This window comes from Leptonema illini DSM 21528, from assembly GCF_000243335.1.
In the GTDB taxonomy this organism is placed as follows: domain Bacteria; phylum Spirochaetota; class Leptospiria; order Leptospirales; family Leptonemataceae; genus Leptonema; species Leptonema illini.
Genome location: NZ_JH597773.1, coordinates 3,771,151 through 3,794,327, shown reverse-complemented (window position 1 = coordinate 3,794,327; position 23,177 = coordinate 3,771,151). Strand labels below are relative to the sequence as shown.

Here is a 23,177-nt window from a genome sequence, read left to right as displayed (position 1 = left end):
TTTTATCCGGTTAGATTATGCAAGTTTTTTTGAGATTCATTCTCGTTCTCAATATGACAACCAGTACGGTCCTCCGAGCGGCCCTTCTTGTCGCACTCGTTATCACAGGAACAGCCAGCTGTCGTTGGGATAAACCGGAGAATGCTCTTCTGAGGTCTCTTATAGAAGAGCAGATCGACGAAGCAGCCGGTACAGGAAGCTGTACAACATCGGCCGGCGGAGTTCTCACTACCATTGCAAAGGCGATCTCTACGAAGGAGTGGACGCATTGCAACATGGACCTTGGCATTCTCGATACAACGGGCACGTCGTGGGATCTCAGATTTCGCCGGTATCAGGTCGGCACGAACAGCGGGGCGTCCGGTTCGGCTAACGGCGGCGCCTGTAGCACCGGGCTCACCGATCTCAATGCCGTAACGAGCCTCGGTCAGTTCTCTTCGGCGACGGCAGGAGAATGCCCGAACTTCGTCGCCGACACGATGCAGACATCGCAGGACGGCGAATCCTCTTCATCGACCTTTCCTGGATCGTCGGTCATGATCGACTGGTACAGCTACAATGGCACGACGCATGTTCTTGAATCGAAGGACATCGTTTACTTGATTCGTCAGCAGAACGGTACCGATATCATCGCCATCCAGTTTACGGATTATTATAGCGACGCCGGAACGTCTGGTTATCCGACTTTCCGATGGAAGAGGCTGTGAGATGAAGAAGCCTCTCAATATTACGAACATCCGAGCCTTACTGCTGCTCGCTGCTTTTAGCACGGGAATAAACGTTCTTCTTACGCCTCTTTTTTCGCCTCTTCTTGCAGAAGACGAGAACCGCGCAGAGATCGTCGTGACCGGCGATCGACGCGAAAAGCCCGTCGAAGATACGGTCACCCGAACTGAGGTGATCAGCCGGCAGCAGATCGAAGCACAGGGATCGCGTAACCTGGCCGAGATCCTGCGTTCGCGAAACGGCATCGAGATCAAGCCGGCCATCCGCGGGCAGGAAGTGCGGCTTCAGGGACTCTCGCCTGAATACGTCTTGATCCTTGTCGACGGGGACCGCGTCACCGGACGTCTTGACGGAGCCATCGACCTCACACGCTTCAAAGCCGAAGAGATCGAGCGAGTGGAGATCATCAAAGGACCGTCTTCTGCTCTATACGGCGCCGATGCGCTCGGTGGCGTGATCAACATCATCACGCGCGACCCGAAAGAGCCCGCACGTTTGAGCACAGAGCTACAGTATGGTTCGGGGCGAGCTTTACACTACGGTAGCGGCAATGAGACGCATGCATCGGCGACGACGGGCGTCAAAGGCGAGCGGATCAGCACACTGTGGACGACGGGATGGCATCGATCGGACGGCTATGATCTTGATCCCGAAACGAACGACCTGAAATTGATACGCTCTCTTGTCGGGCACATCCCCGGACTGCGCAACGAAGATCTGCCGGTAACCGAGGGCACGACGGGATCGTCCTATCAGGATCTGAACGTCTCGAACCGAACAAAAGTAAAGATCACCGATGCATGGGATATTACCGGACGGGCCTCGTACCATTACCTCAATCAGGAAAAGGTGGACTACAGCCCTCCGCGCACCATCCTCGATCGCAGTAATGAAACACACGACGTGATGGCCGGTCTGCGTACGGACTATCGGTTCGGTACGTATAACCGACTCTCCATCGCCTACTCTCATGCGCGATTTCTGGATACACTAACGCAGGATCAGCGCGCCTCGGACGAGCTGGATTCTGAAGAGGTCCAGGACGATCGCGTGCAGGAGGCGCGGGCGCAGCTTGATATCGCCATGGGTTCACGCCACATGCTTTCCGTAGGAGTGGAAGGCCTCTGGGAAGAATACAAATCGCCGCGCATCAGTGAAGGCGGATATGGCTACAGACAGCGGGCCTCGGTATTCGCACAGGACGAGTATAAGCCCTTTGACGATTATTTCTATATTGTGCCGGGCTTGCGCTATGAATCCGACTCGCAATTCGGATCGCAGACGACTCCGAAGCTGTCGATGCGCTGGGATCCTTCATCGGACGTCAAGCTGCGTTTTGGCGTTGGGCGCGGCTACAGAGCTCCGTCGTTCAAGGATCTCTATTTTGCCTTCCAGAATCCCGGCGTCGGATATCAGGTTGTCGGCAACGAAAACCTGAAGCCGGAGCATTCCGTCGGCTACAACGGCGGCATCGAATATGAGCCGAAGAAGTGGCTGTGGATCGGTCTGGACGGTTACTATAACTCCATCACGAATCTGATCGACTTTCGCCGCACTGCCGATCGCAAGAACGATCTGACGACCTATCAAACGGTGAACGTCAGTAAGGCCTACACGCGAGGGGCGGAGTTTCTCGTTGAGATACGTCCCTTTGAAAAGCTGAGGTTTGCCGTGGGTTATACGCTGACCGATACGCTGGATCGTCTTCAGGATATTCCTCTGGAAGGGAGATCCTTGCATCGCGGCATCTATCGTATCTCTTATGGCGGAAAAACAGGTCTCGGCATATCGCTACAGGGCTCTGTGAACGGCAAACAGGCCTTCTACTATGAGAAAGAATCTCTGGCGACGCTTCAGGGTGGCCGCCTTGTCGTGGACCGAAACGTAATTCTTCGCGCCGCAGAGCAGAATCGGGACTTCAAGCTCATTGATCTCGATCCCGATACGCCCGATTACGGCTACGAGATGAAAAACGCCAACCATATCCTGGATCTGCGGCTCTCTTACAAGTTCCTCGAAAACTACGAGGCCTTTGTGGGTGTGGACAACATGCTCGATCATTACGATGCGCAGCTTGATCCGATAAGGCCACGATTCTTTTACTTCGGCGTCCGTACTAACTATTCGGCGCCGGTGCCCACGGCTGACAGAAGAATCGAATCGATATCCACCGAGGAAAAGAAGCCGACTGAGCGATGATGGTCAGGGGATGAGGGAGCGCCCGGCAATGCCGGATGAGACGGGAAACCGGGCGCCAATATCAGCGAGGAACGTAGTCGCGATTCTCGCTGTTGTACAGCTCGATATCCAGTGAACAGAGGAAATCTGCGGGATCGGCAAAGATGCGCGTCTTCAGCCGACGGCCGTTTCGGCTGCGTCCGCTGAACACATCGTAGTAGAAGAATCCGAAAAGATCCTCGCCGAATTCATAGCGAATCCACCGACCTTTGCGCTTTCCCGTCGTGTTGTTGAGATGGATGACGTTCATCCTGCTCTCCGCATCGCGCAGTACCGCGATTCTGTACAGAAAAAAAAAGTCCGACAGTATTTTTTATGTCACAGCAGAGGCCTTCGGCTCGTCAGGGAATTTTTCTGAGAAGCTCCACTTTTCTTCTATCGATTCGACCCTATTCCGACCTGCATCTTCATGAACGAACAAACTCGAATGGATCGGGAGCCCTATTACCGATCGCGATCCACGTTGCTTATTCCGGAAACTCTATTCAGGCGGTTCTTCTGGCGGAGTCCTTACATCAAAATAGGGCATTGGGCTCTTGCCTCCTATCTGAGCGGGCTAATGAATGACCCGCAGCTGGAATACAAACTGAGCTTCCTGGAGACAACGGGAAAGTGGAAGAAGCAGTATCAGGACGAAGGGCAGGGCCTGGTGCGGGTGAATTTTTACCCGGATGACCGGGATTGGGGGCGGCTGGCGGCGATTTCGAATGCGACTGGATACTCTCGCTGCTACATCTTCGTCTACCTTATGCTAATCGCATTGGGGGTGGTGTCCCTTGAAGATGGAGGAACTTCACCAGCTTGGGTGAGGGGGCACTGGAATCCTGTAGTGATTTGTTCCATTTCGGTCGATGCAGTCACGAGAGAACTCACGAGAATCCTACAAACATAGCACCCACCCTACACGAGTCTGTCGAAAAACCTATCTCGTTAAGCGCGTGAGCTCCCGGTCGCCCGACCGGGCTCTTGCTCAGATATTGTCAGCCGCAATCGGATTTACCCGGACAAACCCGATCATTCGGGCAAGGTTATGGGCAATGCACCGCTCAGACCATTCAACTTGAACCCTTTCTCTTGTTCGCCGCAAGAACTGCCAGCCATTACGAGCACTTTTCATCACACCAAAGACGCCCTCGACAGATGGAAATCGGCGAGCATAGGTTTTCTTCCCATCTGGAGTTGCCAGCTTCTCTCTCATGAGAAGGGTAAGGGGATTGGAAATAGACCGCATCCCCGTTTCTTTTTTTTGCTTCCATGATGGGAGGTAAACTACGGACTTGTAAATCGGGAATATGTTTGGTCTGAATCCAGAGCTCTTTGCGCTTGCCTTCCGGGCCAATACATTGCTCTTTCATAGAGCCCCGGGAACAGCCATAACGTCGATAGTGCCGGTAGAGGACTCCCTGTAGATTTCTCTCGCGCTGGAAGGTGAGGATTTCGCCGGCCGGACACTGAAGGCAATCGTTGTCTCGGTCGTAGTGGAATTGCAACAAGGCATGGCTGCTCTCAATCAGAGGCGGTTCAGCGGCAGCCTCATTTCTTTCCTCCGGCTTGATCTTACCGCCGGTCTTCTTGTGTGCCAGTTCCCGGTCTGGCATATAGAGGTCATGCCCTGTAAGCTCTTTGAGAATATTCTCGCTCGCATATCCACAATCGAGAACGTATTTGATTTCGTCTGTTTTTTTGGGAAGGAACTCCGCCTTTACGCCCTCAACTCTGTTCACAAGCGAACTGGTGAATGTACTGTCGCTCTGTCCCGTAACAATTTCCTGATAAACAATCATGCCACTCTGGAAATCCACTGCATTCTGGGTCGAATAACCCACGATGAAGCTGTTGGATCCGTCTTTGTGCCAGTCTGCATCTGGATCTGTAAGATGAACTCGCTTTCGGTCAGGTCTGGATTTCAAGAACTCCAGCCCCAGAGACAGCTTCTCTTTCTGGATCTCCAGTTGTTGGATTTTCTTTGCCAGTAATTCCTGTTCTGCATCGTTCTGTGATGCCTCCCATTCATCGTAGCGTTTCTTACAGACAGATTCAAGATGCTCGTAACGCCTTTCAAGTTCCTCGCGAGTGCCTATATCCCGTCTGTTTGCACTGGCCTTGATCTTTGTGCTGTCAATGCTGACGGTATCCAGATCGATGAATCCCGATTCGATACCGAGGAACACTGTCTGCGTGAACAATTCCTGAATTGCTGCCGCATGCCTCAGCCGGAACTTTCCGAGGGTTGAATGATCCATCTCCATCCCACCGGACAGATACATCAAATCTGCACGCTGTCCGAGATCTCGCTCAAGGGCTCGCATGGAAAGGTTTCCATACAACAATGAATAGATGATGATAGCCAGAACTCGGTCGGGCGGCATGGCCGGGCGACCTCCCTGCTTCGAATCATTCCTGTAACTCGCATCAAAGCGGCTGAGATCTAGCCGCCGGACCGTCTCAAGCAGGCGGGAGATGGGATGATCCTCCGGAAACAACTCCGAGAAATTCAAGATAACGATCTGGCTCTGATCAGAGTCAGGCTGTTTGTAGCGTGCCATGCTCCCCGATAATCTACCCGGCCGGTAATTTCCAGGGGAATTCAGAATTGATTCAGGTTTTTCGACAGACTCACACCTGACGCTAAAACTACCCACGCCTCCCATTGCTGACACAGAGCTGTCGCCTCCTCGCGCCCCACCGTAAGAACGTCTCAGTGTTCTTTATTCTGCCGGATGCCGTATTCACGGGAGACGGCAGGAAAGCCAGGCGCAGGACGATCCTCGATACGCTCCACCAGCCATCCGCTTTGCCGGGCAACGCTGGCCACGCTTTCCGTTTCGCCTGCCTCCACGTGCTCATCGGGATTAATAATGAGATGCAGATCGGATGCAAAGCCTATCATCTCGCGATCGCCGCGCGAATTCCCACCCACCAGCAACGGTCGTGCCTGCACAAACGTTGCGATGGCCTCGAGTTTCCCTTCATCCTGCGGCACAGGTTGAACGATCTCTTCGCTCATGCATCCTTCGCGCACAATGGATTTCACTCCGACTACGTTTGTAAGGGGGATGCCCAGCGCCTCACTGAGAAATCCCTGATAGAGAACCTCCGGCGAGGCTGTAACGATCCACACCTCGAAACCTTCATCTTGCAGAAGAGAGATCAACCGCTTCATCTGCGGATACTCCCGACCGCGATAGTCACGCTCGTAACATTCCTGACCGAGCTCTCGCAAGAACTCGGGAGTTTGACCGGCGAAGTAGTGCACGCGCATCTGCACATAGGGGATGCTGACGTTAGAGAGGCCTTTCATGCGTTCGATGATTTCAGGCCGGCGATCAGGATGCTGTTTCGCATATTGAAACAGACATTCATCGGCCAGGTAATGAGGTACCTGACCGAATACGGTGCCGTCACCGTCAAAGACGGCGACCTTCCGGCTCTGTGTATGGCGATGACGCTCGAAAAACTCCTGCAGGCGTTCGTTTGTTTCGGCCGAAAAACCTTCGACGGATTTCGAGCAGGTGACTGCGAGAAAGAGGGCGAAAAAGGAAGGCAGGAGGCCGAACAGAAGACCTGAACCCACCAGAGATCGCAGCAAGGGACGGAAAGAGAACATGGGCAGGAAAATAACGTGAGGCGGTAATTCTGTCACCCTTTAATCAAATGACTCCCCTGCCCCGGCCGCCTGAATCTACACCATTCCTTCTTTATTCGGTCATTCTTTATAAAAGAGGACGACAGAAAGGGGATTCCGGGGCATACTGAAACAGGCGTCGCATTGTGTCGGCGCTTTTTGCGCGCTATGCGTGTGCTCAGGAGAATGCCATGATAACGGAAAGAACAGACGCAGCCGATCTTCTCGGCTGCGCCACTTTTGAATACCATCTTAATCGTGAGGGTCAGCGTCGTTTCCTACAGTGGAGTGACGCCGCTCTCATCCTGCAGCTTCGTTCCGACGAAGTCCTGACGGATGGGCGCGCCTTTACCGAGCGGATTCATGCAGCCGATCGACGGCGGCTTGAACGCGCCGAGGCCGCCCTGCTTCTCGAAGAGGATATCATGAGCCTGCGACTGCGATTGTCAGCCGATCATCGCTTCCATACGATCCTTTTGCGCGGACGTGTTCGCGAACGAAGCGGCGACGCCATCGTCGTCGGAGGATTCATCGTTGATCTCTCCTGGTCCGATAAACAGAAAACGCAGACTCATCTTTCAAGGGTCGACGATCACCATATTCTGAAATCCCTGCAGGCGCTCTTCGAGCAGGAACGCGTACACCTTGATGAAGATCTTTCGCTCGAAGAACTTGCGCGACGTCTGCGACTTTCAACGCATCAGATGTCGGAGTTCCTGAATCGCCGCCTGGGCCTTTCTTATACCGAACTTGTGAACCGCTATCGCGTCGCCGAGGCGTGTCGTCTCTTGCGTGAGAGAGGCGAGCTTTCTCTCATTGAAATCTGTTATGAGGCGGGCTTTCGCTCCAAAGGCGCATTTCATACGGCCTTTCGACAGATCACGGGCACGACACCGCTTCGCTTCCGACAGGTAGCGACACAGTCCACGCCGGCCCCGTCTCTTATACAGCCTTCATTCATCTCGCTTTATAAAGCAAGACGACAGCCCATTGCAAACCTGATATCGTAGAACCGACTCCTGGTTCTCTCCTGGCGGATCTGCGCACAAACACTGTTCGTAGCATACCAGCAGATCCGCCATCTTTTCCTGTGTCTGTTGAAAACGCAAAAGGGTCACTCTCTAAAGCAATCCGATACACTTTGAGGTCACAAACATGCCCGCTGAAATCTATATAACCGATATCGACTATCGTCGCATCAACGAATGCATCGCTGAAAAACACACCCCGCGCGAAGCTGAGAATCTACATCTGCTGCGTCTTGAATTGACGCGAGCCCGTCGCGTGAAGCAGGCGAAGATCCCGCCCGACGTCGTCACCATGAGATCAAGATTTCGTCTCAAAGACCTCGGCAATCCGCAGAGCTTTGAATACACGCTTGTATATCCCGATGAGGCGGACTTTCTTTCGGGAAAGCTTTCAGTACTATCCCCTATCGGAACGGCCGTGCTCGGACAGAAAACGGGTAACGTGATCGAATGGAAGGTTCCGGCCGGAACGCGCTACTTCGTCGTCGACGAGATCCTCTTTCAACCTGAAGCGGCTCTGGAATTCGATCTGTAGGCGGAGGCAGGTCCGGCCCCGTACGGTAGTGAATGGTAACGCACGATAAAGAACGGCAGCGACCATCCTGCATCATTCGGCATCATTCGGCCTGAACTGCGTCAAGCAATTCGAGAAAGGCCTGACGCCAGTTACGCCTTGCAGCAAGACGACGCAGATTCCCGAAATGACCGCCCAGCGTACGATGAATAAAGAGGATGTCGCCCGGGAAGGCGATGTTTCGCGACTCCGTCCATGACTCGCGGCCCAGCTCGATGATCTTCGCATATACAAGAGGATCAGAGCCGAAGGCAGTTTCCTTATCGGGAAAAACATCGGTGATGAGGCTGATATGAGGCCCGAGCAGATCCAGCGAAAGCGGATCGCCGTTTATGCGATGGATGCCGGCCTCTTTCAGGAGGCCGGGAATCGCCTGCTCATCGTTAACCAGAACACTGCGCGCCACGGCTGCGTAGGCCTTCGAGATCGGCTCGGGTACGACCTTCATGCATCCGAGATCGTAGAGAACCACGTCGCCGTTTTCGCGAAAGCCAAAGTTAGCCGCATTTGGATCGGCATGCAAGAAACGTAGATGAAACAGTCCGTCGACGATCAGATGCAGAAGCGTCATCGACCATCGGTCTTTAAGACGATCCGCTTCATCGGCCGGCAGAGAAGCGGCGAAAGACAGGGCCCGGTCAAGCGACATCGCCTCTTCGCGGCGCATGGCCAGCACACGCAGAGCACTGAACTCGGGAATGGGCTCGGGCACAACAAGACCTTCAATATGCAGCTGCTCTCTGTAACGATTCAGATGCCGCAGCTCTTCTTCGTAATCGAGCTCTTCGTGTAATCGTGACACAAGCTCGGGCCAGACCGTATCAAAGGGCAGATCGAGAACCTGAAAGAGCGACGAAAAGACGACGCGCAACGACTTCAGGTCAGAGTCGATGGCTCCCCGTATATCGGGATACTGGATCTTGAAAACAATGTCACGACCGTCCTCTGTAACGGCGCGATGCACCTGTCCGATCGAGGCGGCGGCAAAGGGACGCTCTTCGATCGACGTGATACCGCCCAGACGGTCGCCGAGATCCTCTTCGAGCACACGCTTCATCTGCGAGAACGGAGCGGCCTTCGCCTCATTCTGTAAGAGCTTGAAGATCGAGATGATCTCAGGAGGAAGCAGATCTTCATGAAGACTGAGCATCTGACCGATCTTCATCGGAGCGCCCTTCAACCTCGAAAGCGTCTCCACCGCACGCATGACCTGATCGAGTCCGGCGCCAGACGCCCCGGGCCGGTTCAGCGCCTCAAGCACCTTGCGCTGCATCAGTGACAGGCCCATCCGACCGGCCGTTTCACCGATCTTGAAGAGGCGTGACAGAGCGCCCGTGATCAGATTCTCTTCTTCCATTACAGTTACGATTTGACTTTTGCCACGGTGCGTGCAAGCTATAACGGGATGGCACCGGGAAGCAAAAAGGGTGAGGGCCACGACGCTCAGGACGCTCACGGGGATGAGATCGAAGAGATGCTCCGCACACAGATCCGGAGTCGGGACATCCATGATCCTGCTCTGGAAGCGGCCTTTCATCGATTCCCGAGGCACTTGTTTGTGCCCGCATCCTTGCAGCATCGCGCCTGTGACGATGGACCGCTTCCCATCGGCGAAGGGCAAACGATCTCGCAACCGTATATCGTCGCCCTGATGACGCATCTGCTGCGACTGACCGGCGACGAGAAGGTACTCGAAATCGGCACAGGCTGCGGGTATCAGTCAGCTATCCTTGCCTGCCTTTGCTCTGAGGTGCATTCGGTGGAGATCGTTCCCGAGCTGTATGAGGGCACAAAAAAGCGGATGGCAGAGTTCACCGATCCGGCAATCAAGCGTATTCATCTGTATCTGCGCAACGGCCGTGACGGAGTGCCCGAGGCCGCTCCTTTTGATCGCATCCTCTGTGCGGCGACGGCAGACACGGTGCCCGAGGCCTGGAAGTCGCAGCTGCGCACAGGCGGGTGGATGGTGCTTCCGCTTGGACGAGAAGCGGCCGATCTTGTCATCATCACAAAGCAATCCGAAACGGAATTTACAAAAAGAGTCGTCATCCCCGTTCGTTTCGTTCCTTTAGTATAAATAGTATAAAGGAACGCCGCTACAGGCAGCCCTGTTGCAATTCTGAAGAAACCGACACATCCCCTTGCTATGATTATGAACAGGCAGCCTATTTCTATTCTGTATCTCGAAAAGCCCATGCGTTACGGGCGCTATGTGCGTTATACAGAGCTGCTGCGTCGCAGCCGTCGAGAGAACCTTGTTTTCTGTCAGCATTATCCGGTCGTCACGATGGGCGTACAGACGCAGGCCAGTTCGCTTCTTCTCAGCGCCGAGGACTTTGCCCGCAACGCCGTCGATATCGTTCCGGTGAAGCGTGGCGGCGACGCAACGGCGCATGAGCCGGGACAGATCGTCATTTATCCGCATATCGACCTGCGCTCTCGCAAGATCCCCCTGTCGGATTTCGTAAAAGCGATGCTCGACATCACATCAGAGAGCCTTGATTCCGTTTTCGGACTGAAGCTACGTCCCGATGCGAAGGCGCCCGGACTGTACACCGACGCCGGCGAGAAGGTGGTCTCGTCGGGCCTTGAGATCCGCTCGGGCTTCAGTTCATCGGGCGTCGCCGTCAACTACAGCAATGAGCTACAGACGTTTTCGTTCATCCATCCGTGCGGGTATCCGGGATTACGTATGCAGTCCGTGCTACAGCTGACAGGCCAGGCAGAAAAGAAGCATGACCCCGAGACCGATGCGAAAAAAAAGGAATTCTGTCGGATATGGGCCGAACGATTCATTCAATCCTTCTCGCTCTACTCCTGAGTGCGTTCCTGCCCGGCTGCAAAACCGGGGAGGATTACCGTCGCGAGGCGGAACAGCTGCGCGACAACATCCCCGACGAATATAAACGCACCGGAATGATCTCAAGCTCCACCTATCAGGTCTATTTTCGCGTCTCGGCCCGATCCTACAGCGAGGCGCTTGATATGGCACGAAACGAATGCGAGCCTCTTGCTCTGCGTTATCTTTTGAAAGAGCCTTTCATCTACATTACGATCAGCCCGTACGGAGTACAGCGACTGAAAGACCTGATCCATAAAAAAGGCCAGATCATCGCCGTGCAGAAAACAGAGAACCACTACTATGACGTCGTCTACCATATCAACGACTACGGCCTGCGCGAGCAGTTCCAGCAGATCCGATAGAACGGCCGAGCATTCTTATCTTTAAACGAGGAAACAAAGATGTCTGAGATTCGTACACGATTCGCACCGAGCCCGAGCGGATACCTTCATATCGGAGGAGCTCGCACCGCGCTTTTCAATTACCTGTACGCGAAGGCGATGAAAGGCTCCTTCGTCATCCGTGTCGAAGACACCGACCAGGAACGCTCCACTCCGGAATCCGAAAAGATCATCCTTGATTCGCTTGAATGGCTGGGCATCAAGGCCGACGAAGGCGTGCGCGAAGGCGGGCCCTACGCTCCCTATCGTCAGTCAGAGAGGCTCGATCACTACCGGCCTTTTACCGAGAAGCTGCTTGCGGCGGGCAATGCCTACCCGTGCTTCTGCACCGACGAAGAGCTGGAAGCGAAGCAGGAGCGCTCGCGCAAGCTTGGATTGCCGCACGTCTATGACGGCAAGTGTCGCAACCTCACGGCCGAAGAGGCGAAGGCGAAGATCGACGCCGGCGAACCGCATGCCATCCGCTTCAAGGTGGAGCCGAACGAGATCGCCGTTAACGACCTCGTGCAGGGCAAGGTAAAGTTTGATGCGCGACTGATCGGCGACTTCGTCATCGTCAAGTCCGACGGCTTTCCCTCGTATAACTATGCCGTCGTCATCGACGATCATGAGATGAAAATCTCGCACGTCATTCGCGGCGTCGGCCATCTTTCCAATACTCCGCGACAGATCCTGATCCATGAGGCGCTTGGACTGCCGTTACCCACCTACGCACATATTTCAGAGATCGTCGGCACGGATCGCAAGAAGCTGTCGAAGCGAAGAGGCGCCACGTCCGTACTTTTCTTCAAAGAACTCGGATATCTCTCTGAAGGCCTTGTCAATTACATGGCCCTTCTCGGCTGGTATCCTGAAGACGCCGTCGAGTTCATGCCCGACGGCGAGCTTGCGCGAAAGTTCGACGTCGCCCGCTGTTCGAAGTCGCCGGCCATGTTCGACTTCTTTCAGGCGAACGATGAAAGCGAGTTTGATCCGACGAAGCTCAGCCGTGAAGAGCTGGGCAAGATCATCAACGGAAAGAGCAAGCTAAACTGGCTCAATCAGAAGTATCTGCGTCATTATCCGACCGATCAGGTCTGGGATCTTGCGCTTCCCTTTCTCGAAAAAGACGCCCGGGTCGCCGCACTCATCCGAAGCGATGAAGCGAACGTTCGTCGCGCCTTTGCCTCGGTGAAAGAGTATATCTATACGCTTGAAGACGCCGTTCCGTATTTGAAAGAGATCTTTCGCGAGAAGGTCGAGATGGACGCCGACGCGAAGGCCATGGCCGGAACGCCCGAGGCGAAGACCGTGCTTGAAGCCTTTCTCGCGCTGCTTGACGAGAAGAAGCCGGCGACGCCCGACGAATTCGGCGAGGCCATCAAAGAGACGGGCGCACGCAGCGGACAGAAGGGCAAAGGCCTTTTCATGCCCGTTCGCGCCGCGGCGACGGGCTCGCTGGCCGGTCTCGAACTGAACGTGCTCTTTTCTTTGCTCGGATGGCAGATCGTGCAAGAAAGAGTGCGATTCTCTCTTGACAGTCTCTGAGCCTTCAAAGATAAACCGGGTATGCCGTCGCTGTACGGACAGCAGCCCGGTCCTCTCTCCTGGGCTGGTTCCGAGGCGCTTCGCCTTTATCTGAACGTTCGCTACGGCGGACGCATCAAGCCGTTATCTCTGAAGGCACAGCCGTCCGCTCTGCACGAACGATGCGTGCAGCTTCAGGCCGGCGATAATGAAACAGGCAATATACACGATATCGGGCTGCTTCTGAGCAGCATCCGCATGGGCTACGGTCATCATCGCATCGCCCGCGCCGTCATCACATGGGCCGACGATATGCATCCGGCGCTGCTTGATCTGATGTCGGTCGATGCTCCGCAATCCGGATTGATTCGCGACATGGAAGGGCTCTACTCGCTTTTCAGCCGCCTCAGCTTCGACATAGGCGGGCCCATGCAGGCGCTGTGGAACGCCATCCTGCTTCGCGGCACGATCGATACGCTGGCCATCTCCACCGATCTTGCAAAGCAGTACAGTCCGCTCTTTTCGTCTTTGCAGAAAGATCTGCTCTGCATGGCCAGTTATCCGTTCGCCGCGCAGATGGCCGTGGCCGCCGGTTTTACAAAGGTTCTTAATCTGATTCCGGATAACCATCCGCAGTACTATCTGCTTGCTCCTGGTGCTCGTAACGTCGTACAGACCCAGTCGTCGTGCGCTCGCTTCCAGAAGATGGGCGTACCGGCCGATGAGATCGAATGCGCCGGTCATTTCGTTCCGCGAAGCATCGCCGAAAACGTCGCCATCGACGCGCAGCACCGCATCGAACGCAGACGACGCAACGCTCCGCTTCGCTGCCTTCTTTCGCTTGGCGGAACGGGAGCGCAGGCCGGCTTCCTGCGCAAGCTCATCGAGCGCATTCTTCCCGCTATCGATGAGGGCCGGCTGTTTCTTATGATCAACTGCGGCGAACATGCGGACTTCGCCTCGGAGTTGATCTCGCTTCTTGAGGCGAAGAAGATACCGTTTACGGAAGTCGATAGCTCCGAAGGCCTCAGTCGCTTCGGGCGATGGCATGCCATCTCATCTGATGAGCCAACGCATGCGGTCACCATCTTTCGTTTCACTGAACACGGACTGAGCGTGCGCGCCACCGATGAGTTGATCCGCTGCGTCGATCTGCTTGTAACAAGACCGGCGCAGGTGGCGTATTTTCCTGTTCCGAAAGTTCTTTTGCGCCGTCTCGCCGATCACGAAATCGATAGCTCGAACTATCTGGTCGAACTCGACGAATGCGACGCCGAATGCAGTCGCCCCGAGCAGGCGGCCGACCTTATCCTCTCGATGCTTCCGGAAGACGGCCCGCTCATCCGCCGCAACGAAGCCATTCAGCGACGAAGCGAGACGGGGCTTTATTTTGGAGCCCGCCGCGCCGTCGAGATGGCCCGCTCATTGTAGAACGGCATTGACGGAGCAACGGCAGCGAAAAACCTGAACGGGCTCTTATCAAAAGAGCGGTCAACAGCCCCTGTAGCTCAGTGGATAGAGCATCGGTCTCCGAAGCCGTGCGCGCAGGTTCGATTCCTGCCAGGGGTAGGCTCCCTACTCTGTGGGCCTGTACGTAACAAAATCCAATCCCGTGCCGTTCGGATCAAGAACGATGAAATGGTGGTCGCCCCATTCCTCATTCTTGAGATCTCTGTAGATCGTAATTCCTCGTTCCTTAAAGTCGCCATAGAGCGCCTCAACGTCGGGCACTTCTATCGTTAGATAGGTTCCTTTTCCGTTGTAAGCGGTCTGAAAGACAGGCGCCTGAAACTCCAGTCCGGGCTGCAAGAACGAGATCTCTATTCCAGAATCCGGCGCCTTCAAAAGAACATACCATTCGTTCTCGAACTGCACCGAAAAGCCGAGCTTCTGCACGTAGAAGTCGCGGCATGGCTGCAGGTTATGGGTAACGTATCCGACATTCATTTTCATAATGTCAGTGTAGCGTGAAGACGATCGCCCTCATTGTATGAATCGGACATTTCCGGAATAAGCACCCGGCGAAGGGAGCCCGGCGTCATTCCTGTGAAGCGCTTGCATTCCTTTATCCAGTGCGCCTGATCGAAGTATTCCGATGGAGTCTGATCAGGAGTCTTTACAAATTCATCGAGCGCTCTCTGGAACCGCATAATCTGGATCATACTTCTCGGACTGAGGCCCGTCTGCTCGGCGAAAAGGCGTCTTAGCTGCCTCGGTCCGATCAGCGATCCAATATCGGATTCGATCAGACGATGGCCTGAGTAGATCTTATCAAGCGCATACGCCAGCTTCGGGTTCAGCTCAGGGCTGCGCGAAGCAAGAAGCAAGCGCACCCATTCCTGCATCCTCTGAAACACATCGGCCTCGCTACGACTTTCTGCAACGGTTGATTGAAGCTCCTCTGTTTCCGGAAATTCAACGTCAGAGGCCTGCACAAACAGCGAAGCCAGCTCTTTCGTGGGAATACGGGTAAGAGCCGTAAACACACCAGGCAAGAAACGGATTCCATAATAGGTGCGCTGCCCGAGCGCGATGCTCTGCGCCTCAAGAGGGCTGACCGAGAGAAAACCGCCTCCGGGCTCCTGCCGCGAAAAAATAAAATCCACGCAGGCGTCGGGAATCAAAACGATCTGATCGGAATCGGCCCGAGCAGACATAGACCAGAAGCAGACCACCCACGGACGCAGATCTGAAGGCGGCCGCACCACACGGTGAACCGCTCCGAGAGCGAGTTGCTTCAAATCGAATGGAGGACGCAGAGCCATCACCCCTCTATCGGAGGCCAGCAGGTTAACCCCAGCTGGCCGGTACTGATCTTGATAGAGGTCTCGGCGTCGAAAAAGCCGCGACGGATGATCTCGCCCCAGAACTCAACCGCCCCCTCCGCTTCTGATGGAATGGCAAAACTCGCCTCTCGATCGTTTATGAAAACGTGAAAGGTATCGGAGGTCAGGAATTCACCGGGTTCGTAGCAGACCCTTACGATGTTCGACCAGGAAAAAGAGTCCTGCCAGGGCTCGCCCGACGGAGGTCGAACATGGCGACGCACATGCGTTTCGTCAAAGGATACCGTGTACCAGTCCGAAAGAGGCTGCATGAGAATACCAGCCCGGATTCCGGAAAGATGTCAAGTTACAAAGCGGGCCGATCAGACCGGATATTTTCATCGTATATAATAGAAAATCGTCGTCGATAGATTGTGTTTCTGCTCTTAGAGAAACAACAAAGAGAAGCGTCGATGATCATCGACGGAATGCACTTTCCTGCATTAATTGCCATCGAGGTTCCATGAAACGAGTCACATACATCAGCCGATTCAGCCGTCATCTGACAGGCGAAGAGATACAGAAGATCGCCGAGCTCTCCATTCGAAACAACGAGCGAGACGGATTGACCGGAGTGCTCTTTACCTACAAAGACGTCTTCTACCAGATCATTGAAGGCCCTGTTGAAATACTCGACGCACGTCTGTCAAAGATCTTCGCCGATGACAGGCATAGAGATCTTTTCGTTCTCAAAGTGGAATTGAATCTCGAAACGCGCGCCTATTCGGATTGGGCGATGAAAACCGTCATCCTCGACGACTCGCAGGATTTTCTCATGCGTCCGGTCTCAGAGATGCTTGGCGACGGTCTGATGGCGGTATTCAATGCCGACGAAACGGCAGCCTCTCTCGAAGCCGTGCGACAGATCTCAGCAAAGCTCAAAAGTCTGCGCGCCTCCCGTTCGGCTAACGATCCTTTCTCGCTGCTCTTCGCCGGATTCGGAATCTCAACGGGTAAGGTGCTTGAAGGTAATGTGGGGTCGGTGAGCAGAAAGGACTATACCTATCTCGGCGATACGGTGAATACGGCGGCTCGCCTGCAGGCTGTGACGCGCAAGGTCGGTCGCTCCGTGATCTTCGATGAAAGCGTGCTTGCGGCGGGAAATCTCTCAAACGTTCAGCCAATCGGCCGGTACGTGCCGCGCGGCAAGGACACAGAGCTGCGCCTCTTCTCTTTGACCGACCTCGCCGTGCGACTGGAGCTTCCGTATGACGAGCTGAAGGCTCGCATACGAGACCTGGCACAGTAAGGCTACGTGGACATTCACTGCTCCACGAATGATTTCAGTCGGCCGAGAGCCTGATCCCATTTGCTCGATACGAGGTTCATGTAATCGTTCATGTCCTTGAACGGACGCAGATCGATTTCAAAGAGAGTTTCGCGTCCCGAACGCAAGCTCTGCACAAGCCCGACCTCTTCGAGAACGCGAAGATGTCGGGTAACGGCCTGTCGCGTCAGTTCTGTGTTCGCGGTCAGCGTGCTGATGGACTGAGGCCGGCCGTCGGCCAACCGTGCAACGAGGCTCAGTCGTGTTTCATCGCCCAGCGCGGCAAAAACGGCAGCAAAGGCCTGCGCCTTTGCCGGAGTCAGGTTCTTGAGTGCTGTCATTCAACATACTCTTTGATATTCTGCATCTGAATCGTCCATCCCCCGCTATTATCGCGGAACGCTACCGAACGCCGATTCGGCGGAATGTTTTCAAACCCGGTCTCGGTCAGCGTCAATACACAACCGTTGCCTTTCGCCTCCAGTCGAAACTCCACCAGCGTCCAGTTCTCTTCTGTCTCCTGTTCGCCCTGTTCGGCTCCGGCCGGCCATCGATATGCAAAATAGTGCTCGGGCTCGATAGCGACAACGGTGGCCTCCCACGGATAACCTTCATACCCGGGATACGTTATCTTACCGAGAGAGCGTTGCCCGACGACAAAAGGGCCGTCGATTTTCACCCGGAACCACTCTCCGAATTTTTTATGATCGGTCAACGCCTGCCATACCTTTGAAACCGGGGCGCCGATCTCAATGCGCCGGACGATCTCATTTTCCGTTTGCTTTTCCATTCGAATCTCCTTAGAGCCGGTTCTGATACCCAAGAAGGATTTCAGGACCGAGACGGTTTTTGGGCAAAGTCGCACAGCCTGGTTCATCCTCTTTACACAGAGCCAGAGAACACGCAACCTTTATATTGCATAAAAAAGACTGCGCAAGAAAAGGCAACACTTTTGTTGCGTGAATTGGCCTCAAGGCCGCTGCTTCCCTCTGGCGCCTCCTGCATACGAAAGCACCACAGTTATTTACAATTGTTTCTGAACCTTTTGCGGAGGCAGCCGGGTATCCCTATTAGAGCGGCAATCGCTCACAGGAGCCTTACAAGATGAAACTAAATAGAGATTGGATCACCCCCCTGACAATAGGGTCGTTCATCCTTGTCGCCATAACCGGCGTGCTGATGTTTTTTCACTTCGATACAGGCTGGAACAAACAGGCGCATGAATGGCTGAGCTGGATCTTCCTCGGCGCTATCGGACTGCATATCATAGCGAACGTAAAGCCGTTCAAGAAGGCTTTCAGCACGACAAAAGGGTTGTCCCTGATCGGCGTCTTTGCTCTGATCCTTGCCGCCTCGTTTTTACCGATTCGTGCCGGCGGTGAACCTCCCTTTGTAGCGCCGATACGCGCCCTCGGAAACGCTCCGCTCGCTACGGTGGCCGAGGTAGCTCACGTAAACCCGGAGGAGCTTCGCCATCGCCTGCAGGAGGCCGGAGTTACGATGACTTCGGATCGGCAATCGCTGAAAGACCTTGTCGGTGAGGACGTCAAGAAACAGGCACAGGTACTCAATGCAGTCTTTACGCATAACAGGTAAAGAGGTTGGCCCCGGCTGTCACTTGCCCCCGGGGCATTAACAGAATGCCTTTTATGCAACGAGGCTCTGCTCAAGCCACCGTGCGCTTGTTAAATACGGCATCGAGGGAGAGCAGGTTTTCGTCTCGGTGATAGAGTAAGAAAAGAAAGAAGGCACCATGGAGCAGCTGAAGTCCGATGGCGTCCCAGTTCTCGATCATGCACGTTCCAAAGATCAGAATGGACATAAGAAGCGCGCCGGTAAGTGCCGCCTGACGTGTGAAGAACCCTAGTAAAAGCAGAACTCCGACGGCAAGCTCTCCGATGGGCAGCAAGGTTGAGAATCCTTGCACGATAAACGTAGGCACCATGGAATCGGCAAAGGTATGCATCATCCAGTCGCTGAATTCGGGGATTTTTGGAATCCGCACAAGGCCGTGGCCGAACATACTCATACCGATCATCAGTCGGCCCGCCAGGTAGGCCAGAGAGTCCGTGGGTAACGCCTTTTCCGTCGTTTCTGGTTTTTTGATGAGGCTCATATCTCGCTTCTCTTCCTTTTTGTATTGTTTGTGATTCGCTCTTCTACGAAGGCTCTGCCTCAAAACGGATTCTCTGTTTGGCGGGATACGCAGCGACAGAATCCTATTTGAGACGGAATCTTGTAATCAGAATCAGGCCAGATGAGAATAAATGTCAAGGCAGAAACGGCGAAAAAGTCATTGGCTTACAATAAAAGATAGACGACATTTTTGCTGACAGACAGTGTTTCGCCCCTGTTAACTATTTAATAGTATTAAATACGGATAACCCATGCACGCTTATCCGCGAGGAGCAAGGCTATAAGTAGCAAAACGCGCCATTTTATTGCAACTGTGATTCAGAATCAGGTTCTCAGTAGTTATGATCGCTATTTTTACTCTATTCACCCTCCACTGGCTGCTCTCGGCCTTCAGTCAGAGCTTCTTTTTACATCGCTATGCCGCTCATCACATGTTCTCGATGAGCCCTTTCTGGGAGCGGTTCTTCTTTCTCTTTACTTTTATTACACAGGGTTCGAGCTTTCTCAATCCGCGCGGATACGCCATTCTGCATCGACTGCACCACAATCACAGCGATACGGATAGAGATCCGCATTCGCCGCACTTCTCGACGAACATCTTCAGTATGATGTACAAAACGGCGATGATCTATGACGGATACTCTCGCAGGCTTGTCGAGGCGCCGAGAGAAACGACTCATACTGCGTTTCCAGAGTGGCCGCTCATCGAACGTCTGTCGGTCTCCTGGACGGTCCGCATCGGCTTCGGCGCCATTTATACCCTTTTCTATATCGCTTTCGTTCCGGCGGGGATGTGGTACCTGTATCTCCTGCTTCCTTTTCACTGGCTGATGGGCCCCGTACATGGCGCCATCGTGAACTGGGCGGGACATAAGTACGGCTACATCAATCACCGTCGCACCAAGGACCAATCCCGAAACACCCTGCCCGTCGATTTCTTAATCGTGGGAGAGCTTTACCAGAACAACCACCATGCGCATCCGGATTCGCCGAACTTCGCCTATCGTCGTTTTGAGTTTGATCCGACGTTTCAGGTGATGCGTCTCTTTGCCGCTCTGGGTATCATCCGCTTTCTGCGAAACGCGAAGACATCGCGGGGCAAGAAGCAGCTGGTCAGACATGACGAGCAAGTCGCCGCTTAACTTCTGACGTGATCAAGCCTCTTTTTGTAAAGGGCTATGTTTGCCCGGGCCGGTGGCTCGGGCGAGGAAGGATGCAGTGACTGTTAATGAGGGTGTGCGGAGTCGCGCGCTATGTTTGTAGGATTCTTGTGAGTTTTCGGCTGACCGCATCGACAGTCATAGAGCAAATCATTATCGGATTCCAGTGGCCCTTCACCCAAGACCGCTGAGTTCCTCCATTCTCCAGAGCTATCACCCCCAATGCGATGAGCATCAGGTAAACGAAGATGTAACATCGAGAATATCCCGTCGCATTCGCAATCGCAGACAACCGCCCCCAATCCCGATCATCCGGATAAAAATTCACCCGACATAACTCCTGTCCTTCTTCTTGGTACTGCTTCTTCCATTTGCCGGTTCTTTCCAGGAAGCTCAGCTTGTATTCCAACGCCGGATCATCCATCAGTATGGATAGAAACCCGCCAAGGGCCCATTGCCCCACTTTGATGTAAGGACTCCGCCAGAAGAACCGCTTGAAAAGAGATTCCGGAATGAGCAACGTGGATCGCGATCGGTAATAGGGCTCCCGATCCACTCGAGTCTGTTCGTTCATGACGATGCCGGTCAGAAAACAGCCGAACTGTCACAAAAAAAAGCTGAGCGGGCGAATCTTTCAGCGATCTCGTGGCTACCAGCTCTCCGCCCAAGAAAAAACCCTAATCGCCACCACATCCTCCGCAACCCGAGCATCCCGAATCTGACGAATCGCCCGAATCCGAATCAGCGCCGCCCCCATCGGTGCAGGCATCTGCAAACGACGAGTCGCAATCAAGCATCGTATCGATATCGGAGCTTGAAAACGTATCGAAACCCGAACCATCGGAGCCGGATGTCGAATCAAGCTGGCGCTGCTCGACGGGTAACGATAGATCGAGCAAAGGCACAAGGGCCGGGTAGATCGCCATTGGCATGTTTGCAAGTAAAAGGAAGTGCGTACCAAGCGGTTGAACGATTCCGGCGACTCGCTGCGGATCGAGCTGCTTCCCTATTCTGGATTCATAGTCGTTGAAAAGGCTGCGAAGCCTCTTCACAAAGTCCTTCCCATTCTTCGTAAGAGTAACGTGATCGAGCATGCGATCGATGGCACTGTCGTTTACAAGGCCGTTCTTCTTCAGATCATGTGCGGTCATTACGATGCGATACTGTCGATCCGAATCGGATTCGTCATAAACCGCCTTGAAATACTTCATTACGGGAACGGTCATATCGGTGATTTCAAGAAACATATTCGTAAAGACCGTCTCATGCCTTTTCTGCGGCCATGGTCGGAACGACTCGCCCTTCGTCACATCAACGTCATCACCTTCTCCCTCGAGCCGGAGTATGCATCTTAAAACAAGATCGCGAAATGTCAGCTTGAGTAGCTCGATGCGCGTTGCCTTCGGATCAATGAGCAGCCTGATCTCGGCCGGTGTATAACCATTCAGAAGATCTTCCATAGTCTCCTCACGGGAATGTACGTATGCAGATTGATTCTCATCCAGCGGATACTCGCGAAGCGAGTCTTCTCGTCCGGCCAGACGTCGGCGGGCGGATTTCCAAAGTACTGACGGTAGGTATCAAGCGTTTTCAGATACTGCTCGACGAACCTCTGTCGCTCCTGTCTGCCCTCAGTGGGTATATGGTGCAATTCGCGACCGATCGTATGGCGGCAGAGATCGATCCAGTAAGACTTCGTATAAAGCAGATGAAGATGCCACGCCTGATCGACCTGATCCGAAGGCGTGGGGTTCGTTTCCATCACGCAGCATAGAAACAGGAACTTACGATATTCTGCAATGACGCGAAACGTGTACGCCATGCTCCAGCCGTTCTCTCGTGCAAGACGGTCCGAATAGGCAAAGGGAACTCCCGGCTCGTCCAGACGAAAGTCCAGCAAGCGGCGATACAGCTCTTGTTCAATCCGGTTCATGCTCATTGCTCGAATCCGACTCGCCATGTAGCCGTGCCGAGCGTCTGATACTGCGCGGCAATCGTGGCCATGTTCTGTCGCAGCTCTGCATCCGAAAAATAAACGGTGCGGTCCTCTCGCTTCACGCGCAACATGCCGGAGTCATGGCGCTCACAGCCATACTTCTCGCACTGTCTGTGACCTTCTGCCTCACTGACGGCTCGCGGTCGTCCAGGGCCTTTCCATTCATAGCCGTACGAAGGTACTCCGAGCCATACCTTTTTCATTGGAAAGGACTTCCGCACGATATCAAGATTCTGCCGCACCCAGTAAAGGTGCGTTACAGGTCCGGGCTTCTGAACGTGATAATCATATGTCATATAAACGATCTCATCGACAATGGGCGCCAGCACAGTCAGATCATAAAAGGCCGCCTCTTCCGGTTTGCCGTGCAGGGGTGGAAAAGCGGCGATGCTTAACGTCCTTTCGCGCATGGCTGGATCCTCTTTGAGCATTCTCAAGAAGGATCCGAAGGCGTTACTGTGTCGCCCCGTCAGATACTCAAAATCGATATGAAGCCCATCATAGCCTTCTCGTTTCAAGAGCGCTACGAGAGCAGCGGCGGCCTTTTTCGCAATGCTCGGATCATCAAGCATGCGGGCACCTTCCCGTGCATTTCGCAACGAGACAAGCGGATAGAGAGGGCGTTTCTTCTGTAACCGCACAAGCATCTGCCGCTGGCCTTTCGACAATGACGGAGTTTTATAGAGCTCGCCTCTTGCATTCAAGCGATAGACGCCGATACAGAGAACCTCATAGGCAGAGAGACGGTTTTCGATATCCGATGCAAGAAAGGATTCCGGAATCACGTATCCCCACCTCTTCGCGTGCGGAGGCTCCGCAGCCGTAGGTACTTTCTGCTCGCATCCGATAAGAG

Annotated in this window: 28 protein-coding genes and 1 tRNA gene; 14 read left to right on the top strand and 15 right to left on the bottom strand. The window is 54.1% G+C overall.

The genetic code is table 11. From position 1 onward, the window contains the following. Positions 1-17 precede the first annotated feature (17 nt). The gene (locus tag LEPIL_RS22530; protein ID WP_002774575.1) at positions 18-707 is read left to right on the top strand and encodes an HmuY family protein; all 690 of its coding nucleotides are present in this window, start codon (positions 18-20) and stop codon (positions 705-707) included. A 1-nt stretch (position 708) separates the two neighbouring features. Beyond that, positions 709-2,925, top strand: coding sequence for a TonB-dependent receptor plug domain-containing protein (locus LEPIL_RS17640; protein WP_002774574.1), 2,217 nt, complete (start codon positions 709-711; stop codon positions 2,923-2,925). 61 nt (positions 2,926-2,986) lie between these two features. On the opposite strand, the gene LEPIL_RS17635 is transcribed toward LEPIL_RS17640, so the two are convergent. Beyond that, the gene (locus tag LEPIL_RS17635) at positions 2,987-3,214 is read right to left on the bottom strand and encodes a hypothetical protein (RefSeq protein WP_002774573.1); all 228 of its coding nucleotides are present in this window, start codon (positions 3,212-3,214) and stop codon (positions 2,987-2,989) included. 159 nt (positions 3,215-3,373) lie between these two features. Here LEPIL_RS17635 and LEPIL_RS17630 point away from each other — a divergent pair, with 159 nt between their 5' ends. Next, positions 3,374-3,856, top strand: coding sequence for a DUF1564 family protein (locus tag LEPIL_RS17630; RefSeq protein ID WP_002774572.1), 483 nt, complete (start codon positions 3,374-3,376; stop codon positions 3,854-3,856). Between the two features lie 78 nt (positions 3,857-3,934). Here the strand turns inward: LEPIL_RS17630 and LEPIL_RS23970 are convergent, their stop codons facing one another. From LEPIL_RS23970 to LEPIL_RS17620, 3 genes are all read right to left on the bottom strand, one after another. Then, complete coding sequence (locus LEPIL_RS23970; RefSeq protein WP_246811967.1) at positions 3,935-4,162, bottom strand: transposase; 228 nt, start codon at positions 4,160-4,162, stop codon at positions 3,935-3,937. Continuing rightward, positions 4,065-5,510 (bottom strand): transposase, encoded by a 1,446-nt coding sequence (locus LEPIL_RS17625; RefSeq protein WP_052608442.1) that lies wholly within the window; start codon positions 5,508-5,510, stop codon positions 4,065-4,067. Before LEPIL_RS17625 ends, LEPIL_RS23970 begins: the two co-directional genes overlap by 98 nt. 152 nt (positions 5,511-5,662) lie before the next feature. Further along, a complete protein-coding gene (locus LEPIL_RS17620) occupies positions 5,663-6,571 on the bottom strand; it encodes an HAD family hydrolase (protein ID WP_002774570.1) in 909 nt (302 codons plus the stop codon). Positions 6,572-6,780: 209 nt separating this feature from the next. Between LEPIL_RS17620 and LEPIL_RS17615 the strand changes: the two genes are divergently transcribed. Then, the gene (locus LEPIL_RS17615; RefSeq protein WP_002774569.1) at positions 6,781-7,599 is read left to right on the top strand and encodes an AraC family transcriptional regulator; all 819 of its coding nucleotides are present in this window, start codon (positions 6,781-6,783) and stop codon (positions 7,597-7,599) included. A 145-nt stretch (positions 7,600-7,744) separates the two neighbouring features. Continuing rightward, positions 7,745-8,152: a GreA/GreB family elongation factor gene (locus tag LEPIL_RS17610; protein WP_002774568.1), complete on the top strand. Its 408-nt coding sequence runs from the start codon at positions 7,745-7,747 to the stop codon at positions 8,150-8,152. 82 nt (positions 8,153-8,234) lie between these two features. On the opposite strand, the gene LEPIL_RS17605 is transcribed toward LEPIL_RS17610, so the two are convergent. After that, a complete protein-coding gene (locus tag LEPIL_RS17605; RefSeq protein WP_002774567.1) occupies positions 8,235-9,548 on the bottom strand; it encodes an ABC1 kinase family protein in 1,314 nt (437 codons plus the stop codon). A 48-nt stretch (positions 9,549-9,596) separates the two neighbouring features. On the opposite strand from LEPIL_RS17605, the gene LEPIL_RS17600 reads away from it, so the two are divergent. The 6 genes from LEPIL_RS17600 (at position 9,597) to LEPIL_RS17575 (ending at position 14,509) form a co-directional block, all read left to right on the top strand. Beyond that, positions 9,597-10,268, top strand: a complete 672-nt coding sequence (locus LEPIL_RS17600; protein ID WP_002774566.1) for a protein-L-isoaspartate(D-aspartate) O-methyltransferase — start codon at positions 9,597-9,599, stop codon at positions 10,266-10,268. Between the two features lie 69 nt (positions 10,269-10,337). Then, on the top strand, positions 10,338-11,012 hold the full coding sequence (lipB, locus tag LEPIL_RS17595; RefSeq protein ID WP_002774564.1) for a lipoyl(octanoyl) transferase LipB: 675 nt from the start codon (positions 10,338-10,340) through the stop codon (positions 11,010-11,012). Then, entirely contained in the window at positions 10,970-11,395 is a 426-nt protein-coding gene (locus LEPIL_RS17590) for a hypothetical protein (RefSeq protein ID WP_002774563.1), read from the top strand. Before lipB ends, LEPIL_RS17590 begins: the two co-directional genes overlap by 43 nt. Before the next feature lie 39 nt (positions 11,396-11,434). Continuing rightward, the gene (gene gltX, locus LEPIL_RS17585) at positions 11,435-12,961 is read left to right on the top strand and encodes a glutamate--tRNA ligase (protein WP_002774561.1); all 1,527 of its coding nucleotides are present in this window, start codon (positions 11,435-11,437) and stop codon (positions 12,959-12,961) included. 21 nt (positions 12,962-12,982) lie between these two features. Further along, complete coding sequence (locus LEPIL_RS17580) at positions 12,983-14,371, top strand: DUF6938 domain-containing protein (protein WP_002774560.1); 1,389 nt, start codon at positions 12,983-12,985, stop codon at positions 14,369-14,371. Positions 14,372-14,437: 66 nt separating this feature from the next. After that, positions 14,438-14,509: transfer RNA gene (locus tag LEPIL_RS17575), tRNA-Arg, on the top strand. A 6-nt stretch (positions 14,510-14,515) separates the two neighbouring features. Here the strand turns inward: LEPIL_RS17575 and LEPIL_RS17570 are convergent. Genes LEPIL_RS17570 through LEPIL_RS17560 form a run of 3 tightly spaced genes read right to left on the bottom strand, consistent with a single transcriptional unit; the run spans position 14,516 to position 16,037 of the window. Further along, a complete protein-coding gene (locus tag LEPIL_RS17570) occupies positions 14,516-14,893 on the bottom strand; it encodes a VOC family protein (RefSeq protein WP_002774558.1) in 378 nt (125 codons plus the stop codon). Continuing rightward, positions 14,890-15,705 carry a helix-turn-helix domain-containing protein gene (locus LEPIL_RS17565; protein ID WP_002774556.1) on the bottom strand — a complete coding sequence of 272 codons (816 nt, stop codon included), beginning with the start codon at positions 15,703-15,705 and terminating at the stop codon, positions 14,890-14,892. The genes LEPIL_RS17570 and LEPIL_RS17565 overlap by 4 nt, the downstream gene beginning before the upstream one ends. Next, positions 15,705-16,037, bottom strand: a complete 333-nt coding sequence (locus LEPIL_RS17560; RefSeq protein WP_002774554.1) for a hypothetical protein — start codon at positions 16,035-16,037, stop codon at positions 15,705-15,707. The genes LEPIL_RS17565 and LEPIL_RS17560 overlap by 1 nt, the downstream gene beginning before the upstream one ends. A 191-nt stretch (positions 16,038-16,228) precedes the next feature. Between LEPIL_RS17560 and LEPIL_RS17555 the strand changes: the two genes are divergently transcribed. Then, positions 16,229-17,014, top strand: coding sequence for a BLUF domain-containing protein (locus LEPIL_RS17555; RefSeq protein WP_002774553.1), 786 nt, complete (start codon positions 16,229-16,231; stop codon positions 17,012-17,014). Positions 17,015-17,028: 14 nt separating this feature from the next. Here the strand turns inward: LEPIL_RS17555 and LEPIL_RS17550 are convergent, their stop codons facing one another. Then, on the bottom strand, positions 17,029-17,373 hold the full coding sequence (locus LEPIL_RS17550) for an ArsR/SmtB family transcription factor (RefSeq protein ID WP_002774551.1): 345 nt from the start codon (positions 17,371-17,373) through the stop codon (positions 17,029-17,031). Continuing rightward, positions 17,370-17,822, bottom strand: a complete 453-nt coding sequence (locus tag LEPIL_RS17545; RefSeq protein WP_002774549.1) for an SRPBCC family protein — start codon at positions 17,820-17,822, stop codon at positions 17,370-17,372. Before LEPIL_RS17545 ends, LEPIL_RS17550 begins: the two co-directional genes overlap by 4 nt. A gap of 314 nt (positions 17,823-18,136) precedes the next feature. On the opposite strand from LEPIL_RS17545, the gene LEPIL_RS17540 reads away from it, so the two are divergent. After that, on the top strand, positions 18,137-18,628 hold the full coding sequence (locus LEPIL_RS17540; protein WP_002774548.1) for a DUF4405 domain-containing protein: 492 nt from the start codon (positions 18,137-18,139) through the stop codon (positions 18,626-18,628). 70 nt (positions 18,629-18,698) lie between these two features. Here LEPIL_RS17540 and LEPIL_RS17535 read toward each other — a convergent pair whose 3' ends face one another. Continuing rightward, entirely contained in the window at positions 18,699-19,148 is a 450-nt protein-coding gene (locus LEPIL_RS17535) for a DoxX family membrane protein (protein WP_002774543.1), read from the bottom strand. Positions 19,149-19,509: 361 nt separating this feature from the next. Between LEPIL_RS17535 and LEPIL_RS17530 the strand changes: the two genes are divergently transcribed. Next, positions 19,510-20,310, top strand: coding sequence for an acyl-CoA desaturase (locus LEPIL_RS17530; protein ID WP_002774541.1), 801 nt, complete (start codon positions 19,510-19,512; stop codon positions 20,308-20,310). Between the two features lie 109 nt (positions 20,311-20,419). Here LEPIL_RS17530 and LEPIL_RS17525 read toward each other — a convergent pair whose 3' ends face one another. The 4 genes from LEPIL_RS17525 to LEPIL_RS17510 all read right to left on the bottom strand — a co-directional run bounded on the left by LEPIL_RS17525 (position 20,420) and on the right by LEPIL_RS17510 (position 23,109). After that, positions 20,420-20,902 carry a DUF1564 family protein gene (locus LEPIL_RS17525; RefSeq protein ID WP_002774539.1) on the bottom strand — a complete coding sequence of 161 codons (483 nt, stop codon included), beginning with the start codon at positions 20,900-20,902 and terminating at the stop codon, positions 20,420-20,422. A 103-nt stretch (positions 20,903-21,005) separates the two neighbouring features. Further along, a complete protein-coding gene (locus LEPIL_RS17520; RefSeq protein ID WP_002774537.1) occupies positions 21,006-21,788 on the bottom strand; it encodes a hypothetical protein in 783 nt (260 codons plus the stop codon). Further along, positions 21,773-22,261, bottom strand: a complete 489-nt coding sequence (locus LEPIL_RS17515; RefSeq protein ID WP_040920570.1) for a glycine-rich domain-containing protein — start codon at positions 22,259-22,261, stop codon at positions 21,773-21,775. Before LEPIL_RS17515 ends, LEPIL_RS17520 begins: the two co-directional genes overlap by 16 nt. A gap of 2 nt (positions 22,262-22,263) precedes the next feature. Beyond that, entirely contained in the window at positions 22,264-23,109 is an 846-nt protein-coding gene (locus LEPIL_RS17510) for a glycosyl hydrolase family 18 protein (protein ID WP_157135108.1), read from the bottom strand. Positions 23,110-23,177: the final 68 nt, after the last annotated feature.

Excerpts from the sequence above, each read along its gene's own strand:
- lipB (WP_002774564.1), top strand. The coding sequence starts at position 10,338 with ATGATTATGAACAGGCAGCCTATTTCTATTCTGTATCTCGAAAAGCCC.
- LEPIL_RS17545 (WP_002774549.1), bottom strand. The coding sequence starts at position 17,822 with ATGGAAAAGCAAACGGAAAATGAGATCGTCCGGCGCATTGAGATCGGC.
- LEPIL_RS17630 (WP_002774572.1), top strand. The coding sequence starts at position 3,374 with ATGAACGAACAAACTCGAATGGATCGGGAGCCCTATTACCGATCGCGA.
- LEPIL_RS17535 (WP_002774543.1), bottom strand. The coding sequence starts at position 19,148 with ATGAGCCTCATCAAAAAACCAGAAACGACGGAAAAGGCGTTACCCACG.
- LEPIL_RS22530 (WP_002774575.1), top strand. The coding sequence starts at position 18 with ATGCAAGTTTTTTTGAGATTCATTCTCGTTCTCAATATGACAACCAGT.
- LEPIL_RS17580 (WP_002774560.1), top strand. The coding sequence starts at position 12,983 with ATGCCGTCGCTGTACGGACAGCAGCCCGGTCCTCTCTCCTGGGCTGGT.
- LEPIL_RS17570 (WP_002774558.1), bottom strand. The coding sequence starts at position 14,893 with ATGAAAATGAATGTCGGATACGTTACCCATAACCTGCAGCCATGCCGC.
- LEPIL_RS17615 (WP_002774569.1), top strand. The coding sequence starts at position 6,781 with ATGATAACGGAAAGAACAGACGCAGCCGATCTTCTCGGCTGCGCCACT.
- LEPIL_RS17605 (WP_002774567.1), bottom strand. The coding sequence starts at position 9,548 with ATGGAAGAAGAGAATCTGATCACGGGCGCTCTGTCACGCCTCTTCAAG.
- LEPIL_RS17610 (WP_002774568.1), top strand. The coding sequence starts at position 7,745 with ATGCCCGCTGAAATCTATATAACCGATATCGACTATCGTCGCATCAAC.
- LEPIL_RS23970 (WP_246811967.1), bottom strand. The coding sequence starts at position 4,162 with ATGAGAGAGAAGCTGGCAACTCCAGATGGGAAGAAAACCTATGCTCGC.
- LEPIL_RS17560 (WP_002774554.1), bottom strand. The coding sequence starts at position 16,037 with ATGCAGCCTCTTTCGGACTGGTACACGGTATCCTTTGACGAAACGCAT.
- LEPIL_RS17520 (WP_002774537.1), bottom strand. The coding sequence starts at position 21,788 with ATGGAAGATCTTCTGAATGGTTATACACCGGCCGAGATCAGGCTGCTC.
- LEPIL_RS17540 (WP_002774548.1), top strand. The coding sequence starts at position 18,137 with ATGAAACTAAATAGAGATTGGATCACCCCCCTGACAATAGGGTCGTTC.
- LEPIL_RS17600 (WP_002774566.1), top strand. The coding sequence starts at position 9,597 with ATGGCACCGGGAAGCAAAAAGGGTGAGGGCCACGACGCTCAGGACGCT.
- LEPIL_RS17620 (WP_002774570.1), bottom strand. The coding sequence starts at position 6,571 with ATGTTCTCTTTCCGTCCCTTGCTGCGATCTCTGGTGGGTTCAGGTCTT.
- LEPIL_RS17565 (WP_002774556.1), bottom strand. The coding sequence starts at position 15,705 with ATGGCTCTGCGTCCTCCATTCGATTTGAAGCAACTCGCTCTCGGAGCG.
- LEPIL_RS17635 (WP_002774573.1), bottom strand. The coding sequence starts at position 3,214 with ATGAACGTCATCCATCTCAACAACACGACGGGAAAGCGCAAAGGTCGG.
- LEPIL_RS17590 (WP_002774563.1), top strand. The coding sequence starts at position 10,970 with ATGGGCCGAACGATTCATTCAATCCTTCTCGCTCTACTCCTGAGTGCG.
- LEPIL_RS17530 (WP_002774541.1), top strand. The coding sequence starts at position 19,510 with ATGATCGCTATTTTTACTCTATTCACCCTCCACTGGCTGCTCTCGGCC.
- LEPIL_RS17625 (WP_052608442.1), bottom strand. The coding sequence starts at position 5,510 with ATGGCACGCTACAAACAGCCTGACTCTGATCAGAGCCAGATCGTTATC.
- LEPIL_RS17555 (WP_002774553.1), top strand. The coding sequence starts at position 16,229 with ATGAAACGAGTCACATACATCAGCCGATTCAGCCGTCATCTGACAGGC.
- LEPIL_RS17550 (WP_002774551.1), bottom strand. The coding sequence starts at position 17,373 with ATGACAGCACTCAAGAACCTGACTCCGGCAAAGGCGCAGGCCTTTGCT.
- gltX (WP_002774561.1), top strand. The coding sequence starts at position 11,435 with ATGTCTGAGATTCGTACACGATTCGCACCGAGCCCGAGCGGATACCTT.
- LEPIL_RS17525 (WP_002774539.1), bottom strand. The coding sequence starts at position 20,902 with ATGAACGAACAGACTCGAGTGGATCGGGAGCCCTATTACCGATCGCGA.
- LEPIL_RS17515 (WP_040920570.1), bottom strand. The coding sequence starts at position 22,261 with ATGAACCGGATTGAACAAGAGCTGTATCGCCGCTTGCTGGACTTTCGT.
- LEPIL_RS17640 (WP_002774574.1), top strand. The coding sequence starts at position 709 with ATGAAGAAGCCTCTCAATATTACGAACATCCGAGCCTTACTGCTGCTC.